The following is a 21,743-nucleotide window of genomic DNA, read 5'->3' as shown; positions in this document are numbered from 1 at the left end:
ACTCTCAGGTTATCCACATGAGCCTGAGAGCGGAAAAGAACCCCTTGGTTATCCACAGGTAATCAACATCCAATTCACATGAAATTGTGGATGAAGCTACTGTGGGCTGAGTTTTTTCTTGAGGATATCAAGAGTGTTTATTAAATTGGAATCATTCTTGCCAATATCGGCCTTTATCTTTTCAATTCCATGGATAATGGTCGTATGGTCGCGGCCTCCCAGATACTTTCCGATCAGCTGGAGCGGCGTTCCAACGATCTCGCGGCATAGGTACATGACAATCTGGCGCGGATAGACGATCTCCTTGTTCCGTTTCTGGGAACAGATATCGAGGGGGGTGATTCCGTAATGGTCCGCCACCACCTGGATGACCAGTTCCGGCGTCACTTCCCGCTTGTCATTAGGGGAAATGATGTCCTTTAGGGCTTCTTCTGCCAGCTCCACGGTGATTTCCTTGTTGTCCAGCCTGGAAAGAGCGACGATTTTCGTCAGGGCGCCTTCCAGCTCACGGATATTGGATTTAATGTTGGTGGCAATGTATTTGATTACCTCGTTATCGATGTTGTAGCCTTCCATCTCTTCCTTTTTTCGGAGGATGGCCATCCGCGTCTCGTAGTCCGGAGACTGGATGTCTACGGTCAGGCCCCATTCGAACCGGGAACGGAGACGTTCTTCCAGCGTCTCAATTTCTTTCGGCGGCTTATCTGAGGAGATAATAATCTGTTTTTTGGATTCATATAATGCATTGAACGTGTGGAAGAATTCTTCCTGTGTACTTTCCTTGCCGATAATAAACTGAATATCATCGATCAGCAGAACGTCGTTCGTCCTGTACTTATCGCGGAACTCAGTAGGAGAGAAGTTGTTCTTATTACGGATGGCATCAATCAGCTCATTGGTGAATTTCTCACTCGTTACATAAAGAACCTTTGCATTCGGGTTATTTTTCAAAATAAAATGACCGATGGAATGCATCAGATGCGTTTTTCCGAGTCCCACGCCTCCATAGATAAAAAGCGGGTTGTAGATTTCTCCTGGGGATTCGGCAACCGCCAAAGATGCAGCATGGGCCAGATTGTTATTGGCACCGACTACAAAGGTATCGAATGTATATTTCGGATTTAAATTGGCGTTTATGATGGCCGACTGGCTGACCGTGTTAAGCGCGTTATTAATCAGCGTATTCCCGGTCTGGGCCTTTGGAACTTCCTCCTGCGGAACCTGGTTTTCCACAACGAAGTCCACGTTACATTCAAATCCTGTTACCTCTTCAATGGTAATTTTTAAAAGGAAACCGTACTTTTTACGGATATACCCTAAAAATTCCACGTCCGGGACGGTAACCGTTACGGTGTCTCCGTTTATGGAATGTACTTTCAGTGGGAGAAGCCAGGTTTTGAAGGAAACATCGGTAATTTCGTGCTCTTCCTTCAAATTCAGTAAGATTTCGTCCCATTTTTCTTTTAACTTTTCTAACATCTCAAGTCTCCTACATCTATCAAAATGCAAATAACGGAAAGTCCCCCTCACACCTGTTTGGGGGAATAGTGCGCATTAGCCCAATCTAAAACCATTTTATACTATTTCGGAACAATTTTCAATGATAATAGAAAATTTTTGTGGATAAGTATGTGTAAGACATGTGAATTTGTTGTTTATAGTGTGTTGATAATTATTTTGAAGGGGAGTTGTCCACAAAAATGAGGATATTTCTAAGTTCATTTATACACAGACAGAAAGATTTGAATCTAAGAGGCCTTCTGAATGGGGGGTGTGAACAAAAAACAGGTTATCAAGAGCTTATCCAGAGAGTTATCAACAACTTATCCACATTTTGGGGATAACATTATGTAAATTAACAAAATGCATGTGAAAAAGTACACATAAGACCATTGACGCGTCGGCCTCCGCCCGGTATAATGCGCTTGTAACCGTTGCATTGTATCTTGAGAAAAGAACAGTAGCACAGGAGGAAAAAAATGAATATTGAGAACAAAACCCGCAACCTGGTACTGGCCGCAGTCTTTATGGCCATTATCATCATCATGGCATTTACGCCTTTCGGGTATATCCCGCTGGGATTCATGAATGCCACCATCATTCACGTTCCGGTCATAATTGGAGCCATTATACTTGGACCAAAATATGGCGGATTCTTAGGATTGGTGTTTGGATTGACCAGTCTGTGGAAAAACACGTACATGCCGAATGCCACATCGTTTGTCTTCTCTCCATTTATTAAAATAGGAGAGTACGGCGGGAATTTCTGGAGCCTGGTGATCTGCCTGGTGCCGAGAATTCTGATTGGAATCGTGGCGTATTACGTATTCAGAGGTATTATGAGGACCCTGAAAGCGAACAAGGCAAGAAGAAGCATCGCTCTGGCTGCGGCGGCAGTTGCCGGATCATTAACCAACACACTTCTGGTAATGAATCTGATCTACTTATGTTTTGGAAAAGAGTATGGAGCAGCGGCGAGAGGACTGTCTGAGGGAATCTATGCAGTCATCCTGGGAATCATCTGTATGAATGGAGTGCCCGAGGCCATTGTGGCGGGAGTTTTGACTGTGGCCATTACGCAGGCGCTGTTTAAGGCGATGAAGAGATAAGTGATATAATGGAAGATAAAATTAAAATTTATGTTGGAACGCCGGCGGATGCCGGCGTTCTTTTTTTGAAATCGTAGCATTTATATAGATGCTATGATAAATGCTGTTTTATCATGGAATCCGCAGTAAGCATGGTTTCAAAAGCATCCATTACCTCCTCCATGCTGGGGACAGGCGGCAGATCTTCTTCAATCATACGGATCAGATAATCAAATTGTTCTCCGGTGGGTTTTCGTTTGCAGGGGACATTAATTACTTCATATTTTTTCTGAGGGTACTGGTAATACTCGATGAAATCACCTTCCTCCTGATGCTCGTGCCTGTCTTTGGAGAAGATCAGGCGTATTCTTCCTTTTGGACCCACAAATTCCTTGATATTCTGGGCGGACAGGGTGTTGCTGTAGCCTGCTTCATAATATCCGATGGAGCCGTCCGACATACGCAGGGTCACGAGACCGTAATTATACTGGCCCTCCGGAACATCCGGTTCACTCCGGGTGCCGATAGCCTGTATATCCGTTACTTTGGCGCCGGTAAACCAGTGAATCACATCTGCATAGTGGACGCCGCAGTCTATGAGAGGAGATACTTCACGAAGCATGGATAAGTAGCGCTCCCAGTTCATGGTGTGATGGTTCTGAACCATCCGGAAGATGATGGGAAAACCAATGGCGCCATTTTGAATCATCTCTGCCGCATGCTGATACGTTTTGTTGAAGCGCAGGAGATGGCCAATTAATACTTTGATTTCTGGATGCTTTTTGACAAGTTCCATGAAGGTACGACCGGATTCCAGGGTATCACAAATCGGTTTTTCGCAGAGTACATGTTTTTTTGATTGAATGCAGGCCTGCAGAATCTCCAAATGGCTTTTGGGTCTGGTGGCAATTATGACAATATCAACTTCATTCGAAGATACACATTCCCGGTAGTCATCGGTAACATGGTCAACACCGTACTTTTTCTGAAACAGCAGGGCCCTCTGGATATCACAGTCGCATACATATGTAAAATGTACCTCGTCTTTGTAGTAATTTTCCTGGATATGAGCCTCCCCCATGCCGCCGCAGCCGATCAGAGCGGCTCTGTATTTCTTTTGCATTGCAGCTTTCCCCTTTCCTGTTAAGTTTATGATGTTCTTATCTTATAATAATTGAAAGAAGATGAAAAGGGATACATTTCCGTACTCCGTTCTAAACCAGCAGGAGCATGCATTGGCTGATTGGAAAGGGAGCAGGTTTTGTGTTTACGATAAAGACGGAATGTGGTATGATTATCAGGCAGTATTACAGAGAGATTTTAACGTTAATCTGTTCTTTCATAAGAACATCTGATCAAATCGCCGGTTAGGCTGGTCAAAACCGGTTGTCAGGGAATTCCATGGAGGTTCCTCCGAAAATTCTCAGCAAATTTTTAATTTTATACGGGCAGTAAAGGGAAAGGCGGCGGATGCGTATGAATGCGTGGCGGTGATGTTTTTTTGTGCTGCAAAAAAGGCGAAGTATTGATGAAAGGGGAGAGTGATCGGATGAATGAGTATCACGACATGTATGACCGGATGGCTAAGCGGTGTTTGATGCTGTCAAACCGTGCTATTATTCAGTTTATCAATGGCATTTACGAGGTAAACCATCCTCTGGACAGTGAAGTAACGTATAACTGGACGGAACATGAAGATGATGATTTGAGAAAGACGCTGGCAGATACAATCATTACAATTGGGGGAGTCAGCAGTTACCATCTGGAGTTTCAGATGTCGGAGGATGGAAGTATTACGTTTCGAATTCTGGAATATGGATTTAATCATGCTATAAAAAAACAGAAGGATGAGGCGGTTCTGGAATTTCCGGAGCCGATTCTGATCTGTCTCTATGAGGCGAAAGCAGTGCCGGCAGAGAAGACACTGGAGATTCGGTTCGGAAATCAAGGTGTCTATCATTACAAGGTTCCGGTGATCAAATATCTTGCCCTGTCTCAGAAAGAGCTGCATCAAAAAAATATGATTATTTTAATCCCGTTCCAACTCTTAAAACTCAGGAAGGAAATTGAAAAAGAGAGAACTGAGGAAAACCTGAAGGCGTTGAAATACCTGGTCACACATGATATAATTAATTCCATAGCAATGAATGTGGAGGCAGGTAATATTACACCGACTGACGGACGTAAATTAAAGAGTCTGACTCTGCAGTTATATCATCATATCTACGACAAATATCAGGAAGTAGCGGATGAAGGGGTGAGTGAGGCAGTGGAAGAGGCATTGATTCTGGATATTGATATTATTGAGCTGGAACATAAAAAAGAGATGAAGAAGAAGCAGGAGGAAGTTGATGCATTAAAGCTCCTCTTGCAGGGGAAGTCTCCGGAAGAGGCTGCCGAAATCCTGCATATATCTATGGAGCGGATGGAAGAAATCATGAAATCGTAACGAAATAAAACAAAAAATATTATAAAATCCCAGAAAATCAGGCGGCCGGAAGCAAATAGAAAGGCTGCCTGCATTTTTTTTGATACAAAATGTAGTAAATGAATTTATGAGTACCTACATTTTATGGTATAACCCTTATTTTATAAGAAAAAATCGCATTTTTAGCTTGACGAACCTTTATTTCTTCTATATAATTGAAACGATGTTTAACTAAAATAGTCTCAATATGTTTATTCATATTGCTATGATAAGCTATTGTAATAAGAGGAGGTGTCCGTAGATATGAAGATGACGTTTCAGCCGAAGAATAGACAGAGATCTAAAGTTCATGGTTTCAGAGCCAGAATGAGCACTCCAGGCGGAAGAAAAGTTTTAGCTTCCAGAAGAGCAAAAGGTAGAGCGAAATTATCAGCTTAAGGAAAGAAATCCCCTCGCATCTGTACAGGGGAATCATGGAAAGCCCCTTCACATGCGTTCAGGGGAAATGATGGACCAGGCCGCAAGTAATTGTGGCCTTTTCTTTTCTTCATTTCCGTGAGCAGCGAGTCAGGCGGACATGTCTATCTGACGACTGCCGCGAGAGTCGAATACCCCGCCTCGGGCGGTAGTGAGGGAGTTCATGAAACATTTTAATTCGATTAAAAAAAACCGGGATTTTCAGGAGGTTTACCAGACTGGAAAATCCTATGCAAACAAGTTACTTGTCATGTATGTGAAAAAGACGGACAGGCCGGAAACCAGAATCGGGATTTCGGTCAGCAAAAAAGTTGGCAACAGTGTGGTCCGGCATCATATAACCAGATTATTGAGAGAAAGCTTCAGGCTTCATGAAGACATGACAGAGACCGGGTTAGACATCGTGGTTGTCGCCAGAGCGGCAGCAAAAGAAGAAAGCTATAAAACAATCGAGAGTGCATATTTGCACTTGTGCGGACTGCATAACATTTTAAAAAAAGAATCGAAGTGATCTTATGGTAAAAAAAATCATGATTTTGTTGATTCGGGGATATCAGAAATTCCTTTCCCCGCTGAAAGTAAGAACTCACTGCATCTACACGCCTACGTGTTCTCAATACGCCATTGAGGCACTGCAGAAGTACGGCGTGTTCAAAGGTACATTTTTGGCTTGTAAGAGGATACTTCGGTGTCATCCTTTTGCAAAAGGCGGTTATGATCCAGTTCCGTAACAGACAGGAAAGTCCCCATTGGATTCGCTCAGGGGAATTAAGGAAAGTCCCCATCGCATTCGCTCAGGGGAAAATGAGGAGGTAGTTCATTGGAATTTTTAGTACTCACGAAAGTCGGAGGCATTTTGGGGCCGTTCGCAACTGTTCTGGGAATCATCATGGATTGGCTGTTTAAGCTGACCAGTATTTTCGGTATTCAGAACATCGGTTTATGTATTATCTTATTTACTCTTGTAACAAAACTTCTTATGTTCCCACTGACATTAAAACAGCAGAAATCTTCCAAGCTGATGAGCATTATGCAGCCGGAACTGAACGCCATTCAGGCAAAGTATAAGGGAAAATCAGACCAGGAATCCATGATGAAGCAAAACGTGGAGATCCAGGCATTATATGAGAAATACGGCACTTCCATGACAGGCGGATGTTTGCAGCTTGTGATTCAGATGCCGATTCTGTTTGCATTGTATCAGGTTATCTACCACATTCCGGCATATGTATCCAGTGTAAAAGACGTATTTATGAACGTTGTAACGTCCATTACTGCTCTTGGCGTGGATCATGTGGGAATGCTGACTCAGTTTGCTACTGATAACAAGGTCAACATGGCCATGGTAAAAGATATCGCTACGAATAACGGCCTTGTAGACTTCCTTTATCAGTTAAACCCAACTCAGTGGGCGGCTCTTCAGGATTTATTCCCAAGCATCCAGGGAACGATCGTTGAAAATGCGGCCAAGATTGAGCATATGAACTCTTTCCTGGGAATCAACCTGGCCAGCACACCGTTCAGCGTTATGTTCCCGAATGGATTTGCAGGCGGATTTAATTTCAGCCTTGCTATTTTAATTCCGATTCTTGCAGGTTTATCCCAGTGGCTCAGTGCCCGTTTAATGACTGTAAATCAGCCGACTGCCGGAAAGGATGACGGCAATTCCATGGCTCAGTCCATGAAGATGATGAATACCATGATGCCTCTTATGTCCGTATTCTTCTGTTTTACATTTGCTTCCGGTATCGGTATCTACTGGATCGCATCCAGTGTGTTCCAGGTAATCCAGCAGGTATTAGTGAACCGCTACATGGACAAGATTGATGTTGACGAGATGGTAAAACAGAACGTTGAAAAGGCAAACAAGAAACGTGCCAAAAAGGGACTTCCTCCGCAGAAGGTTTCTCAGAATGCAACTGCCAACTTAAAGAGCATCCAGGCAGCGAATGAGAGAGAAGAGACTGAGAGACAGGAAAAGATTGAGAAAACACAGGAGCAGATGAAGGCTTCCAATGATTATTACAGCAGCGGAGCAGCTAATCCCAACAGTATTTCTGCAAAGGCACGCATGGTTCAGAAATATAACGATAAGCACAGTAAATAGGAGGGGTTCCGGATGGATATGATTACAGTTTCAGCTAAAACCGTAGATGAAGCAATTACAAAGGCATTAATCGAATTGGAAACAACCAGTGACAAGCTGGAGTATGAGATTGTTGATAAAGGAAACAGTGGAATTCTGGGATTCATCGGTTCCAAACCGGCCATCATTCGTGCAAGAAAGAAAGAGACTATTGATGATAAAGCGATTGCATTTCTCGGAGAGGTATTCGGCGCGATGGATATGGGTGTGAATATCGAGACCGCTTTTAATCAGGAAGAAAAAGAGCTTTCCATCAATCTGGCAGGCGACGATATGGGAATCCTGATCGGAAAGCGCGGTCAGACCTTAGATTCTCTGCAGTATCTCGTAAGCCTTGTTGTAAACAGGGAGAGCGAAGATTATATCCGGGTGAAGCTGGATACAGAGAATTATCGTGAGAGAAGAAAAGAGACACTGGAGACACTGGCTAAGAATATTGCTTATAAAGTGAAGAGAACGAGACGTTCCGTATCGTTGGAGCCTATGAATCCATATGAAAGAAGAATTATTCATTCCGCACTTCAGAATGATAAGTATGTCGTGACACGAAGCGAGGGTGAAGAGCCATTCCGTCACGTAGTCATTTCTTTAAAGAAGGATTATTCGAAGAAGGAACGCTATCAGGATAACAGAGATAAATAGAGTAACGTCGATTGAGGGGTTGGGGCTGTCGGAAGGCACCTCACCCCTTTTCTTTTTCAGGTGAAAAATATGAAGATGAATACAATTGCAGCAATTGCCACTGCCATGAGCAGCTCGGGAATCGGTATCGTCAGGATCAGCGGCGACGAGGTATTTACAATTATAGATAAGATTTACAGAGGGAAAGGAAAACACCGCAGGAAATTATCGGAGGCACCTTCCCATACCATCCATTATGGATATATTGCCGATGGAGATGAGATCATCGACGAGGTTCTGGTCATGTTAATGAGGGGACCGAAGAGTTTTACTGCCGAGGACACGGTTGAGATTGACTGTCACGGCGGAGTCTTAATTACGAAAAAGATATTGGAAACAGTATTAAAATATGGAGCCCGGCCTGCGGAGCCTGGAGAATTTACGAAGAGGGCATTCTTAAACGGGCGGATGGATCTGGCCCAGGCGGAAGCGGTCATCGATGTGATCAATTCCAAAAATGATTATGCGTTAAAGGCTTCTGTCAGCCAGCTGGATGGCGCGGTCTCGAAGGCGGTAAAGGCGCTTCGGGAGCAGATTATCTATCAGATCGCATTTATTGAATCTGCGCTGGATGATCCGGAACACATCTCTCTGGATGGGTATGGAGAGTCGCTCTTATCCGCGATCAAGGGGCTGAAAGAAGGCTTATGGAGGCTGATTCGCTCGGCTGATAACGGCAGAGTGATGACGGAGGGAATCAAGACTGTAATTCTGGGAAAACCAAATGCAGGGAAATCTTCCCTGATGAATGTTCTCGTGGGAGAAGAGCGCGCCATCGTTACGGAGGTGGCGGGAACCACGAGAGATACGCTGGAGGAAACCATCCGGCTGGAAGACATCACTCTGAATGTGATCGATACGGCAGGTATCCGTGACACAGACGATATTGTGGAGAAGATCGGTGTGGAGAAGGCCAGAAATGCCGCCGATGCCGCTGATTTAATCATCTATGTGGTGGATGGTTCCTGTCCTCTCGATGAGAATGACGATGAAATTCTGGAGTTTATCAGGGAGAGAAAGGCAGTCGTCCTTTTGAATAAATCGGACCTGACGATGGAGATCAGCGCGGAGATGCTGGCATCCAGGACGACACACCGGGTTATCGCCATCTCTGCGAAAGAGCGGGTGGGGATTGAGAATCTGGAAGATGAGATTAAGGCCATGTTTTACCATGGTGAGATTGATTTTAATGATGAAGTTACGATTACGAATGTCAGACATAAGAATGCGTTGGAACAGGCATACAGAAGCCTGGAAATGGTGGAGCAGAGCATCGAAAACGCTATGCCGGAGGACTTCTATTCCATTGATCTGATGGATGCTTATGAGCAGCTGGGCCTGATTATAGGAGAAGCGGTGGAAGACGACCTGGTCAATGAGATATTCAGTAAATTCTGCATGGGTAAATAGAGAGAAGGAAGGTTGTTATGCCAAATTTAGAAGAATCATATGACATTGTGGTGGTTGGAGCCGGGCACGCCGGCTGTGAGGCGGCGCTGGCGGCAGCCAGACTGGGCCTTGAAACCATCATGTTTACAGTCAGCGTGGACAGCATTGCGCTGATGCCCTGTAATCCTAATATAGGAGGAAGCTCCAAGGGCCATCTGGTGAGAGAGCTGGATGCCCTGGGCGGAGAGATGGGGAAGAATATTGACAAGACCTTTATTCAGTCTAAAATGCTGAATGAATCGAAGGGGCCTGCCGTCCATTCCCTGCGTGCGCAGGCGGACAAGCAGAATTACTCCAGAGAGATGAGAAATACACTGGAGAATACGGATCATCTTACGATTCGCCAGGCAGAGGTTTCCGAAATTATCGTGGAGGATGGAGTCCTTACAGGAGTAAAGACATTTTCCGGAGCGGTATATCACTGTAAGGCGGCTGTTCTGGCTACGGGTACGTATTTAAAGGCAAGATGTATCTACGGCGATGTGAGCAATGCCACAGGGCCTAATGGTCTTCAGGCGGCGAATTATCTGACGGAATCACTGAAGGCACATGGGATCGAGATGTACCGTTTTAAGACGGGAACCCCGGCGAGAGTGGATAAGCGGAGCATCGATTTTTCCAAGATGGAAGAGCAGTTCGGTGATAAGAAAATCGTACCGTTTTCCTTTTCCACGGATCCTGAAACCATCCAGAAGGATCAGGTATCCTGCTGGCTTACGTATACCAGCGAGAAGACCCATGAGATTATCCGGGCCAATCTTGACCGTTCCCCGCTGTTTTCCGGTGCGATTGAAGGGACGGGACCCAGATACTGTCCGTCTATAGAGGACAAGGTGGTAAAATTTCCGGATAAGAACCGCCATCAGGTCTTTGTGGAGCCGGAAGGATTGTATACGAATGAAATGTACTTAGGCGGTATGTCGAGTTCTCTTCCTGAGGATGTGCAGCATGCCATGTACCGGACTGTTCCGGGACTGGAGCATGTAAAAATTGTGCGAAATGCATATGCGATCGAGTATGACTGTATCAATTCCCGTCAACTGAATGCTACGTTGGAATTTAAGGCCATCAGCGGCCTGTTCAGCGGCGGTCAGTTCAACGGTAGTTCTGGTTATGAGGAAGCGGCAGTCCAGGGCTTTATGGCCGGTGTAAACGCATCTATGAAGGTGTTGGGAAGAGATAGCTTTGTTCTCGACCGGTCCCAGGCTTATATCGGCGTTTTAATTGATGATTTGGTAACGAAGGAAAGCCATGAGCCGTACCGCATGATGACTTCCCGTGCGGAGTATCGTCTGCTTTTACGTCAGGATAATGCGGATCTGCGTCTGATGGGAATCGGTCATGAGATAGGACTTGTCACTGACGAACAGTATGAGAAGCTTCAGAAGAAGGAAGCCGCCATTGACGCCGAGATAAAACGTCTGGAAGGCACTAATATAGGAGCTTCCAGGGAAGTTCAGGATTTCCTGGAGAGAAATGGAAGCACACTCTTAAAGACAGGAACGACATTGGCTGAACTGATCAGAAGACCAGAGCTGAACTATGTTATGTTAACTGAATTGGATCCTAAAAGACCAGAGTTACCAACCGATGTAATTGAACAGGTTGACATAAATATAAAGTACGACGGCTATATCCGCCGCCAAAAACAACAGGTGGCCCAATATAAGAAGCTGGAAAATAAAAAGCTGGACGCGAATTTTGACTATAGCAGTGTAAAGAGTCTGCGGAAAGAAGCCGCTCAAAAGCTGGATTTATACAGACCCATGTCCATTGGACAGGCTTCAAGAATATCAGGAGTATCCCCTGCCGATATCTCGGTTCTTCTTGTTCATTTAGAGCAGCTGCGTTATCAGAAGCGAATGGAAATGGATTCCATGCCAGAGCCAGAGCTTGAGCCAAAGGCAGAGAGACTGGCGTCATCCAGGGGAACAGAAGAAGTGACAGGGAAGGAAGTGTCAGATGACTGCAGAATTTAAAGATAGATTAAATCAAGAATTAAATCAATTTTCTATAAAAATAGAAGATTCACAAATAATTAAATTTTACGAATATTATGAAATATTAGTTGAGTGGAATAAGGTAATGAATTTGACAGCGATTACAGAGCAGAATGAAGTGATTACAAAGCATTTTGTCGATAGTCTTGCTTTAATAAAATCAGTAGAAGAGATATCACTTAATTCTTATCGTATCATTGATATCGGCACTGGAGCTGGTTTCCCTGGAATTCCATTAAAAATCGCATTTCCACAATTAAAAGTAACGCTGATGGATTCTCTGAATAAAAGGGTTAAATTTTTAAACGAAGTAATCGAAAAATTAGATTTAAAGGAGATCCAGGCTGTTCACAGCAGAGCAGAGGATCTGGGAAGAGAAAAAGAATATCGTGAGAAATACGATCTTTCAGTTTCCAGAGCGGTTGCGAATTTATCGACACTTTCGGAATACTGTATGCCTTTTGTAAAACCGGGCGGCTTCTTTATCTCATACAAATCAGGAAAAATAGATGAAGAACTTACATCGGCAAAACATGCGATTTTTCTTTTAAGTGGTAAAGTATCAGGCGTTGAAAGCTTTACACTGGATGGAGCAGACGCAGAGCGTACCTTAGTTAAAATAGAGAAGGTAAATGAAATATCAAAAAAGTATCCACGTAAAGCAGGGGTACCTGCTAAAGAACCTTTAAAGTAATCAAACCATGGCCGGATGTTTCACGTGAAACATCCGGCTATTAATATACTAAACCATCCAGAAAATAGAAAGGAGAGAGTCATTAAAAACCTGGCTAATATTATAACATCCTCACGCATTATCTTTGCCATTGCAATTCTATATATAAAACCATTTTCGATAGCCTTCTGGATCTGTTATTTTCTGGGAGGCCTAAGTGATCTTCTGGATGGTTTCGTTGCCAGAACTTTAAATCAGCAAAGCGAAAAAGGAGCAAAAATTGATAGTATAGCAGATTTCGTCTTTGCTGTTTCTATATTCATAATAGTACTTAAAAATATATTTTTGCCAGGAAGGTTATGGTGCTTTATAAGTTTGATTTTTCTGATTTGTATTATTACATATAGTATTGGATTTTATAAATATCGTACGTTTTCTTCACTGCATACTTACTTTAATAAAGCTTCGGGATTGTTGATATTTATGTTTCCATTATTATATGTAATTTTGAAATTGGATGTCGCTGGAGGTATTGTGTGTGTTGTATCATTTGCTGCGTCAGTTGAAGAGTTGGTGATCGTTATGAAAAGTAGAAGATTGGATAGAGACTGTAAAGGTTATTTTTTAGGGAAGAGAGATAGCATAGTTATTAAAAAAACTGTGCTATCTTTTTTTCTATGTTGTATTATAACGTATTATATTAGAAAAAATGTGATGATGGTGGAGTTTGGAAAGTAGTGTAGAATATTTGATTCATAATATGTATAGAGACAGCATGTAAATAATATTTGAGTGCTTAGTTTTCTTTAGCCGAAATAAGATTATTATGTTCAGTCATAAACTACTATATATATTTCCGTTTTTTTGAATGGTAACCATCTTATCTTTATTAACTGATGGCTCTGACAAAAAAGTTAAACCATTTAGAATTATATAAAAAATAGATTATTGAATATATAAATATATTATTTATCAAAAAACTAATAATGCTTATTTTAAAAGAGAAAAAGAAAATATATAAAAGTATGCGGATTCATAGATTTATAGATCCAAAGTTTTATAGATTTATAGATTTAAAGAATCAAAGATTTAAAGATTCAAATATTCGAAGATTTAAAAATTAAAAAATAAAGAGCAAAGACCGAAGACCGAAGACCGAAGACCAAAGATTGAAGTGCAAAGACCGAAGATTGAAGTGCAAAGACCGAAAATTGAAGACCAAAGACAGTAGGTCGAAGAGCAAAGAGCAAAGAGCAAAGACCAAAGACCAAAGACCAAAGACCAAAGACCTAAGACCTAAGACCGAAGATCGAAGACTAAAGAGCAAAGACCAAAGACCTAAGACCTAAGACCAAAAAGCAAAGACCATAGATCATAGACTAAAGATCTAAAGACCCAAAGAATGAAAGACCAAAAAAAACAACAATTAAAGATTATAGAGTCTAGGATTATAAGAACTAAAAATTCAAAAAACTATAGATCTAAAGAATAAAAGAGAAGAGATCAAAGGCTAGAAATCAAATATTGAAAATCAAAGACTAGAGATAAAAGACCAATAATTCAAAAGATCCAAAGCTCCAAAAGAACCAAAGATAAAAAAATACCAAAAGAAATAAAAGATTAAAAGGTTAAGTGATTAACACCAAAATATATTTATTCCAAAAATACAAAAAAATAAAAACAAATTAACTATAAATTACGCTGTCTAATTTTTTTTTACCATGAGCCAATACAGGTGAATGACTCAGTAATTCTAAATATTGTGAAATAAGCGAAAGAGTAAACCATTTTTTTTCACGGTTCATAGTAATTGTAGCAGGACGGCAGAAAGAAGAGTAGTGAAATATAGTATCAAAGCTTGATTTTGAATAAATATAAAACAAATGCCTTTTAGAAATTCTTCAAAAAACGCACAAGTTTTACATTTTCCTAACTTCCTGCTTTAGCTCCTGACTTCCAAAAAGAAACTAAAGCAAGAAGCCATTTACTCTTTTCTTCCTTTCGCCCTCATCCACTCAACAATATCTATAGTCTAATCTTCATTTACATGCATCAAACAAAAAACATCTGTATCGTCTTATACAGCTCCATCGGATTTTCTAATTGTGGTAAATACTTCGATTCGCTGACCAACGAACTCTCAATAGCCGGATTGTACTCATGATACTCTCCAATTAACTGCCTGATCGAATCCATCGCAGCTCCGCCAACAATATAAATACTATTATCTATTTTTTTCAATGCATTTACAATATTACATTTCGTATAATTACACTTCACACTTGCATACAACGATTTCGGAGACTCACCCAGATGTGCAGCTTCATAATACACATCTACATAAGACGACTTAACCGAATAGGGGTTACAGTAATAGTCCCTCGTAAATTCCTCCGTAATCGCCTGTTTACTGGATGCTATATGATACAGCAAAGTCCCAACAATCGGAAGATCGAGAATAAACTTGTAAAGCTTCGCATGCTTATTCGGTATCTGGCTGCATGTGACAAGACTGTCCGGATTAATCAGCATGATCTGGTCAAAGAGTTCTGGAGCTTGATTACAGGCCATAATCACAAGAGCAGAAGAAGCACCTGTAGCGATAATATTAGTCCGGTGTCCGATCTCAGACTTAATAAAATCCGATAGCAGTTGTACGTACAGGAAGTTCGTGTAAGTTAAATCCGGCTTCTCAGAGCGTCCACATCCGAGTAAATCAATCGTATACACCGTATATTGATCCTTCAAATAGTTGACTAATTGTGTCCATTCGTAGCCACTGGAAAATGCAGTCAAATCATGAACCAATAAAATGGGTTTTCCAGAGCCGGTTTTCGTATAGTGAATGTTGCCGAAACGCCATTTATAGCAAAGAGATTTTGTTTCTGCCAGAAGATTTTTGGAGGTGGCAGATACTTTAATGCATTTATTTATCACTGCAGTAGCAGTAGCAGCACCGGCTGCCAGAGTCAGCAGTGTGAGTAATTTATTTTTTGCTTTCATGATTTCCTCCATTCAGTGCACTAGTCCGCACAGATATATTCCTATTATAATATAATAGAATCCCAGTTACAACGGGGAACATATTAAAAAATTCTTAATCTTAGGCAAAATGTTTCACGTGAAACATTTTTGTCCTATTTATCTATTTTTTTCATATAAAGCATAGGAAAAAGAATTGAAATGTGCTATACTCTATTTTGAACCGTAATTTCCGGTTGTTACAGGGAGAGGAAATATAAAAAATGGGTAGAATTATTGCAATTGCAAACCAAAAAGGCGGTGTCGGTAAGACGACGACCGCAATTAATCTGTCCGCATGTCTGGCAGAATCAGGACAGAAAGTACTAACTGTTGATTTCGATCCGCAGGGAAATGCCACTAGCGGCCTTGGAATAGAGAAGGGCGAAATAGATAAAACCGTTTATGATTTGCTGGTTGGAGAGTGTGATATTGAGGAATGTCTCATTTCTAATATGCAGGAAAATCTGGATCTACTGCCCTCCAATGTAGATCTTGCAGGAGCTGAAATAGAGCTGTTAGAAATAGAGAACAAAGAATCTCTTCTAAAGACATATCTTTCTAAAATCCAGAACAACTATGATTTTATCATCATAGACTGTCCACCATCATTAAACTTATTAACGATCAATGCCCTGACGGCCGCCAATACTGTATTGGTTCCCATTCAGTGCGAATATTATGCATTGGAAGGGCTAAATCAGGTACTAAAAACAGTCAACCTGGTTAAGAAGAAGTTAAATCCTTCTCTGGAGATGGAAGGAGTCGTATTTACCATGTATGATGCCAGGACAAATCTGTCACTGGAAGTTGTGGAAAGCGTAAAAAATAATCTGAATCAAAATATTTACAAAACAATTATACCGAGGAACGTCAGACTTGCAGAAGCGCCGAGCCATGGAATGCCGATTAACTTATACGATTCCAGATCGGCGGGTGCGGAGAGTTACCGGCTGTTGGCAGCCGAAGTAATTAGCAGAGGGGAAGATATATAGCTATGGCGAAAAGAACAGGATTAGGAAAGGGTCTTGGAGCAATATTTGGAGATGAAGTGATGGAATCTGCGGCAGAAGAGCAGGAAGCAAAACATCAGGCAAAGAGTAAAAAGGCTCAGGAACCGGAGAAAAAAGAGGAAGACAGCGACATTGGCAAGGAATTAATGGTGAAGGTAACATCCATAGAACCGAATCGTGAACAGCCCAGAAAGGACTTTAACGAGGAAGCAATGGGGGAACTGGCTGAATCCATGAAAGTATATGGAGTTTTACAGCCCCTTCTTGTACAGAAAAAGGGTGATTATTACGAGATAATCGCAGGTGAACGCCGCTGGAGGGCCGCTAAACTGGCTGGTCTTAAGGAAGTTCCGGTCGTTATCCGCGAATATACGAAACAGCAGACAATGGAGATTGCTCTTATAGAAAATGTCCAGCGTGAAGATTTAAATGCTATTGAAGAAGCAAAAGCATACCAGCGATTGATCCAGGAGTTTGAATTGAAGCAGGAAGAGATCGCAGCCAGAGTCGGTAAGAGCCGTGTTACCATTACGAACAGTATGAGATTACTGAAGCTGGATGAACGTGTACAGGAAATGCTGATTCAGAATCAGATAACCGGAGGTCATGCACGCGCACTCTTAACTGTAGAGGATGGCGAGCTTCAATATAAGCTGGCAGGCAAGATTATTGCTGAAAACTTAAGCGTCCGTGAGATAGAAAAGATCGTCAAATCACTGTCAAAGAAGAAAAATCCGAAGGAAAAGAATGTGGAAGATGAGAGTCTGACATTGATTTTCCGTGATCTGGAAGAGCGGATGAAATCAGCGATGGGCACCAAAGTGAGCATCAACAGAAAAGATAAAAATAAAGGAAGAGTAGAAATTGAGTACTATTCTGAGTCAGAATTGGAAAGAATAGTAGAATTGATAGAATCCATAAGATAGTAGTAATGGAAGTGAGGACGAAAGAAATGGATAACAGTATGATGGATTTATGGCCGGTCGACCCGGGCTATATTATTCTGGGGTTGGCTGTACTTACACTAATATTGTTGATTATCGTAATCATCTGCCTGATTCAGATGAGAAGGCTTTACCGCAGATACGATTATTTTATGAGAGGTAAAGACGCGGAAACCCTTGAGGAAATCATCATGGAACAGATGGGAGATATCGAGGCGCTGAAGGCGGAAGACCGTGCGAATAAAGACTCAATCCGCAATACGAATAAGAATTACAGAAGCGCTTTCCAGAAATTTGGTCTCGTGAAATACAATGCTTTCAAAGGTATGGGCGGAAATTTAAGCTTTGCCATGGCTCTTCTCGATTATACCAACACTGGATTCGTCTTAAACTCCGTACACAGCAGAGAAGGCTGCTACGTCTATATTAAAGAAGTAGAGCGGGGAGAAACAGATGTGCTGCTGGGAAGTGAAGAGAAAGACGCTCTGGAGCAGGCACTGGGATATCATTAAAGTAAAAACCCCATTTCATTTGGGAGGAGATTATTCCTCACAAATGAAATGGGGTTTTGTAATTGTCTATATCATAACAATATCTGAGACATATTCGCATGATGGGATTCCGTCAAAGCGGCACCAATCGCAGTACCATATTCAGCCTGTTCCGGTATAATAAAATGTACATCGAACATCGTTTCCAGAGAGCAGAAAATATCCTTACACTGAGGAAACTTAGCGAGATTGCCAATCATAACAAAGTTGTTAATCTCACTGTTGAGAGAAGATAGTATAGCGGATTTTCCGATTGCCTGAAGTACCATATTAATGAGGCCTATGGCAATATCCTCTTCGCTAACTTGACTCCTCACCTTGCCGAAGTTAGAAGCAGTAGCGGTGAGTGGGAGTCCAGGAAGCGCCTCCTTGGAAATATCACAGATCTGCAAATCTACGTGGCTTAAATCGCCGCCGCTGGCCAGTTCCATGATCTTGCTGATCTCCTGTGTCTTTAAAAGTAAACTGGATAAGCCGATGATGGTTCCGCCTCCGATACCGATTCCGCCGGTATGTACGATCTTATCGCCGTTTACCTGGACAAAAGAGGTGCCGGTACCCATACTGACCACAATTAAATCATTCATGCCGGTAAAGTAGCGGCCTCCCAGTCCGTTGGAAGTAAACTCATCTACCTTGAAAGTAGGAATACCATAAAGCGGCTGTTCTACATTAGCGCTTCCGACTCCTGTAATCATAATCTTCTCTATATCACTTAACTGTATTGTATTGTCATAAATAAATTTCCCAAACGCGCCAAAAAGAGATGCGATAGGATTATTAGCTTTCACGAATGTTGGAATTTTCAGGTTATTATTTTCAAAACCAACAATTTTGGTGGTGCTTCCTCCGATGTCAATTCCTATGATAATTCCCATGGTCAAGAATCTCCTTTGATCGATTACGGTGACTCGCGGCACTTCACAGAAGCATGCAGTATGCAAATAGTACAGCGCTTCGTGCATAAAGCTTAAAAGCATAAAAGTATAAAGCCTAAAAGCCTAAAGCCTAAAGCAAAACACACAGCTTATAGTGCAAACGAGTAACCATTTTCAGTGACCCTAGTATATCATAGATTAGCAGGAATGCAAAGTTTTTAAATCAATCCAATAATCATATAAACGGCAATAGCAATTGAAAAAACAGCCACGCCCTTTTTGAGAACCCTTACATTTATCCGTCCCGCCTGTCCTGCTCCGAAGAAAACGCCGATGGCCTGGCATACAAAGCTGATCAGACAGAGAACGAGAAGTCCCTCCTTCGGGCAATTGGAGAGATATCCCACACAGGCCGGAAGAGCAATGAAAATGGAGTCAAACAGGCTGACACCCACAGCAGTCCGAACCGGCATTCCAAGCGTAACCAGTATAGGCATGACGAGAATCGGTCCGCCTGCACCGGAAAGAGCGCAGATGGCACCTGTGATAAAGCCGAACAACAGTACGAATGGCTTGTTGGCAAGTAACCCGGTATAAACTGGAGAGCCGGACGGTAAAGTGGCAGAAGAATCACCAGAGGAAGCAGCCTCCGGCTTATCCTTCTTAACCAGAATTGAGAGGCCGGACGCCAGCACTACGAGGTAAAGGAACATCTTAGCGGTAGTCAGAGGAATCATAAAATTCAGCCTGACGCCGAGCACAGCCCCCGCGATACTTCCGATTCCCACCAGAACACCAAACTTTAGATCCATCTGTCCCTGCCTCTGATAGCGGTAGGAACCGATGATTCCCGAGGTGAGAAAAGAGATAAAGCTCAAGGCCAGAGACAGGCTTAAATCCATGCCTAAATAGCCAGTGAATACAATGGGAAGCAGGAATCCGGCGATGCCGGAGACTCCTACCAGGGTGCCGACAATCAGGTTCATTACAGCTATTACCGGTAACATAATTCGTCCTCCATAAGATGGTTTTTCGTAAGCCAGGAATGCGCTTCAAAGCGTATTTTTTCTTCGTCCAGCGTGAGAATCTCTCTGTTCTTCATCAGGAATTTCCCAGCGGCGATGGAATGGATCACATCCTGCGATGAAACACTTTCTACCAGGGTGTGTACCAGATTGTTTGTAGGGTAAAGATGAGGCTGATCTAAATCAACCGCAATTAAATCGGCACAGAAGCCTTCTTTCAGCTGACCTGATTTATTATGTAAACCGAGTGCACAGCTTCCGCCTTCCAGAGCCATGGAGAGAAGCGTCTCTGCAGGCATAATTACCGGGTTGGACTCCGGGACGCCGTAACGGATGTTCATGATGGAGCGGAATATCTTCATCTCCTGGAAGAGGCTCATGCCTCCGTGTGCAGTTCCATCCGTTCCAAATGCCACGGATATTCCGCTTTCCAGAAGTCTGGGGGTGTTGGGGACGCCTTTCCCGCAGTTGCTGAACGGGCAGTGGACTGCCTTAACTCCTTTAGCAGCCATAAGCTCAATCTCGTGCTCTGACAGCAGGATGCTGTGTGCACTGACAAAATGGTCTGAAAGCACTCCGAGGCTGTCTAAATACTCCATAGGCCGCATCTGATAGCGCTCCAGGTGGTAGTTGATCTCATTCGGATATTCGTTCATATGGGCTTCCACCATGGCGCTGCGCTCCGAGGCCGCCTCAAATACACCGCGAATCAGTTTCTCGGAACAGGAAATCAGGGAGCGGAGAGAGTAGTAGACGCTCAGCCTTCCGTCGCCGGAGCCGTTCCAGGTGTTGTAGTACTCATTTAAACGGGAAATGGATTCTGCCGCGTCAGCCCTCATGGAATCAGAAACTTTCGTATCATCCATGGTAGACAGTGTAAGTGCGCCTCGCAGACCGGATTTTATGTAAACTTTGGCCGCCTCATCCATGTGAATTCCTCCTGCATCGAGGAAGGAGGTGGTACCGCCGCGGATCATTTCCAGGGAGCAGAGAGCGGCGCTTAAGGATACAGCCTCTGGAGTCAGGGTGCTTTCAAATGGAAGCATAATTCGTGTCCAGATCATCGGCAGAGCATCCAGAATCTTTCCGCGAAGCAGCTGCTGACAGGTGTGCATATGACCGTCTGTCAGGCCAGGCATCCAGAGGAGGCGGCTCCCGTCTACAGTCTGCTCGGCCTCCGGGCAGGAGAGGGAGCCAGCGCTGCAGATCGAGGAAATCATACCGTCTTTTATGGCGACATCCACACCGGAGCGAATGGCCATATCCGGCGTCAGGATGCGTGTATTTTGAATCAGTATATCATAGATGGGTTCTTTCATATAATAATCTCCATAATTCTTTTGAGTTGAAACGAATTAAATGTTGCAGTTCACAGCCCGGTCGGTCTCTGCTTCCCGGTCTGTGAACTACAACGTCTAAATTGCGTGAGTCAGAGACAGAATCACATTGGCAACCAGGGCGGAGCCAAAGAATGTTCCTGTCATGACGAGAAGAGCGATGATTATCATCTTCCAGCCCTGTTTTGCGAAGGCCTTAATCTCATTTCCAATAGAAATACCGGCAAACGCGCCTACCATGGTCAGAGGAGCCGTAAAATTGATCTTGTTGGCGGACTCAATTACAAAGGAAGAGATCGGTGAGATTGGACATGCCGCTAAGAGTCCCACAATCGAGCAGTAGGCCACGATTGGAAGCTTTAACGGGATAATCTTGCTTAATACAACTCCAATGCAGGAGATGACAAGGAGCACGCATACACCTGGCAGAGAGTCGAGAAATGCTACCTTAAATCCAACAAAGTTTGCCGTCATGATGCCAAGGCAGGCAATAACCAGTAAAAATCCCCATTCTTTATATCTCATAATCGTC

At 42.9% G+C, this 21,743-nt stretch carries 21 protein-coding genes; 14 read left to right on the top strand and 7 right to left on the bottom strand.

Annotated features, from left to right (window positions below):
- Window positions 1-96: 96 nt before the first annotated feature.
- Entirely contained in the window at window positions 97-1,479 is a 1,383-nt protein-coding gene (dnaA, locus tag H8S80_RS29515) for a chromosomal replication initiator protein DnaA (RefSeq protein WP_029466959.1), read from the bottom strand.
- 500 nt (window positions 1,480-1,979) lie between these two features.
- On the opposite strand from dnaA, the gene H8S80_RS29510 reads away from it, so the two are divergent.
- Entirely contained in the window at window positions 1,980-2,609 is a 630-nt protein-coding gene (locus H8S80_RS29510) for an ECF transporter S component (protein ID WP_002605410.1), read from the top strand.
- A gap of 91 nt (window positions 2,610-2,700) precedes the next feature.
- Here the strand turns inward: H8S80_RS29510 and H8S80_RS29505 are convergent, their stop codons facing one another.
- A complete protein-coding gene (locus H8S80_RS29505; RefSeq protein WP_117633066.1) occupies window positions 2,701-3,711 on the bottom strand; it encodes a Gfo/Idh/MocA family protein in 1,011 nt (336 codons plus the stop codon).
- Window positions 3,712-4,137: 426 nt separating this feature from the next.
- On the opposite strand from H8S80_RS29505, the gene H8S80_RS29500 reads away from it, so the two are divergent.
- The 10 genes from H8S80_RS29500 to H8S80_RS29455 all read left to right on the top strand — a co-directional run bounded on the left by H8S80_RS29500 (window position 4,138) and on the right by H8S80_RS29455 (window position 13,180).
- Window positions 4,138-5,037 (top strand): hypothetical protein, encoded by a 900-nt coding sequence (locus H8S80_RS29500; protein ID WP_117633067.1) that lies wholly within the window; start codon window positions 4,138-4,140, stop codon window positions 5,035-5,037.
- 282 nt (window positions 5,038-5,319) lie between these two features.
- Window positions 5,320-5,454 carry a 50S ribosomal protein L34 gene (rpmH, locus tag H8S80_RS29495; RefSeq protein WP_039891277.1) on the top strand — a complete coding sequence of 45 codons (135 nt, stop codon included), beginning with the start codon at window positions 5,320-5,322 and terminating at the stop codon, window positions 5,452-5,454.
- A gap of 202 nt (window positions 5,455-5,656) precedes the next feature.
- Window positions 5,657-6,004: a ribonuclease P protein component gene (gene rnpA, locus H8S80_RS29490; RefSeq protein ID WP_029466960.1), complete on the top strand. Its 348-nt coding sequence runs from the start codon at window positions 5,657-5,659 to the stop codon at window positions 6,002-6,004.
- 4 nt (window positions 6,005-6,008) lie between these two features.
- On the top strand, window positions 6,009-6,224 hold the full coding sequence (yidD, locus tag H8S80_RS29485; protein WP_080552254.1) for a membrane protein insertion efficiency factor YidD: 216 nt from the start codon (window positions 6,009-6,011) through the stop codon (window positions 6,222-6,224).
- Between the two features lie 89 nt (window positions 6,225-6,313).
- Window positions 6,314-7,600, top strand: a complete 1,287-nt coding sequence (locus H8S80_RS29480) for a YidC/Oxa1 family membrane protein insertase (protein ID WP_002605406.1) — start codon at window positions 6,314-6,316, stop codon at window positions 7,598-7,600.
- Between the two features lie 12 nt (window positions 7,601-7,612).
- Entirely contained in the window at window positions 7,613-8,281 is a 669-nt protein-coding gene (jag, locus tag H8S80_RS29475) for an RNA-binding cell elongation regulator Jag/EloR (protein ID WP_002605405.1), read from the top strand.
- 69 nt (window positions 8,282-8,350) lie between these two features.
- Entirely contained in the window at window positions 8,351-9,730 is a 1,380-nt protein-coding gene (gene mnmE, locus H8S80_RS29470; RefSeq protein WP_187049084.1) for a tRNA uridine-5-carboxymethylaminomethyl(34) synthesis GTPase MnmE, read from the top strand.
- A gap of 17 nt (window positions 9,731-9,747) precedes the next feature.
- On the top strand, window positions 9,748-11,748 hold the full coding sequence (gene mnmG, locus H8S80_RS29465; RefSeq protein ID WP_117633068.1) for a tRNA uridine-5-carboxymethylaminomethyl(34) synthesis enzyme MnmG: 2,001 nt from the start codon (window positions 9,748-9,750) through the stop codon (window positions 11,746-11,748).
- Window positions 11,732-12,463: a 16S rRNA (guanine(527)-N(7))-methyltransferase RsmG gene (gene rsmG / locus H8S80_RS29460; protein ID WP_117633069.1), complete on the top strand. Its 732-nt coding sequence runs from the start codon at window positions 11,732-11,734 to the stop codon at window positions 12,461-12,463. The genes mnmG and rsmG overlap by 17 nt, the downstream gene beginning before the upstream one ends.
- 24 nt (window positions 12,464-12,487) lie before the next feature.
- Complete coding sequence (locus H8S80_RS29455; protein WP_243010364.1) at window positions 12,488-13,180, top strand: CDP-alcohol phosphatidyltransferase family protein; 693 nt, start codon at window positions 12,488-12,490, stop codon at window positions 13,178-13,180.
- Window positions 13,181-14,494: 1,314 nt separating this feature from the next.
- Here H8S80_RS29455 and H8S80_RS29450 read toward each other — a convergent pair.
- On the bottom strand, window positions 14,495-15,445 hold the full coding sequence (locus H8S80_RS29450; RefSeq protein ID WP_117633071.1) for an alpha/beta fold hydrolase: 951 nt from the start codon (window positions 15,443-15,445) through the stop codon (window positions 14,495-14,497).
- Window positions 15,446-15,687: 242 nt separating this feature from the next.
- On the opposite strand from H8S80_RS29450, the gene H8S80_RS29445 reads away from it, so the two are divergent.
- The 3 genes from H8S80_RS29445 to H8S80_RS29435 are packed head-to-tail and all read left to right on the top strand — an operon-like array spanning window position 15,688 to window position 17,932.
- On the top strand, window positions 15,688-16,458 hold the full coding sequence (locus tag H8S80_RS29445) for a ParA family protein (protein ID WP_002605400.1): 771 nt from the start codon (window positions 15,688-15,690) through the stop codon (window positions 16,456-16,458).
- Between the two features lie 2 nt (window positions 16,459-16,460).
- On the top strand, window positions 16,461-17,402 hold the full coding sequence (locus tag H8S80_RS29440) for a ParB/RepB/Spo0J family partition protein (RefSeq protein WP_117633072.1): 942 nt from the start codon (window positions 16,461-16,463) through the stop codon (window positions 17,400-17,402).
- Window positions 17,403-17,428: 26 nt separating this feature from the next.
- The gene (locus tag H8S80_RS29435) at window positions 17,429-17,932 is read left to right on the top strand and encodes a DUF4446 family protein (protein ID WP_002605398.1); all 504 of its coding nucleotides are present in this window, start codon (window positions 17,429-17,431) and stop codon (window positions 17,930-17,932) included.
- A gap of 71 nt (window positions 17,933-18,003) precedes the next feature.
- On the opposite strand, the gene coaW is transcribed toward H8S80_RS29435, so the two are convergent.
- The 4 genes from coaW to H8S80_RS29415 form a co-directional block, all read right to left on the bottom strand.
- Window positions 18,004-18,849 (bottom strand): type II pantothenate kinase, encoded by an 846-nt coding sequence (gene coaW / locus H8S80_RS29430; protein ID WP_117633073.1) that lies wholly within the window; start codon window positions 18,847-18,849, stop codon window positions 18,004-18,006.
- A 218-nt stretch (window positions 18,850-19,067) separates the two neighbouring features.
- A complete protein-coding gene (locus tag H8S80_RS29425; RefSeq protein WP_117633074.1) occupies window positions 19,068-19,856 on the bottom strand; it encodes a sulfite exporter TauE/SafE family protein in 789 nt (262 codons plus the stop codon).
- Window positions 19,844-21,193, bottom strand: coding sequence for an amidohydrolase family protein (locus H8S80_RS29420; protein WP_117633075.1), 1,350 nt, complete (start codon window positions 21,191-21,193; stop codon window positions 19,844-19,846). Before H8S80_RS29420 ends, H8S80_RS29425 begins: the two co-directional genes overlap by 13 nt.
- 96 nt (window positions 21,194-21,289) lie before the next feature.
- Window positions 21,290-21,736, bottom strand: coding sequence for a hypothetical protein (locus H8S80_RS29415; protein WP_002605393.1), 447 nt, complete (start codon window positions 21,734-21,736; stop codon window positions 21,290-21,292).
- Window positions 21,737-21,743 lie beyond the last annotated feature (7 nt).

It is taken from the genome of Hungatella sp. L36, assembly GCF_014288035.1.
The sequence above is the reverse complement of the archived record's forward strand: the minus strand, read 5'-3'. Positions and strand labels throughout refer to the sequence as shown.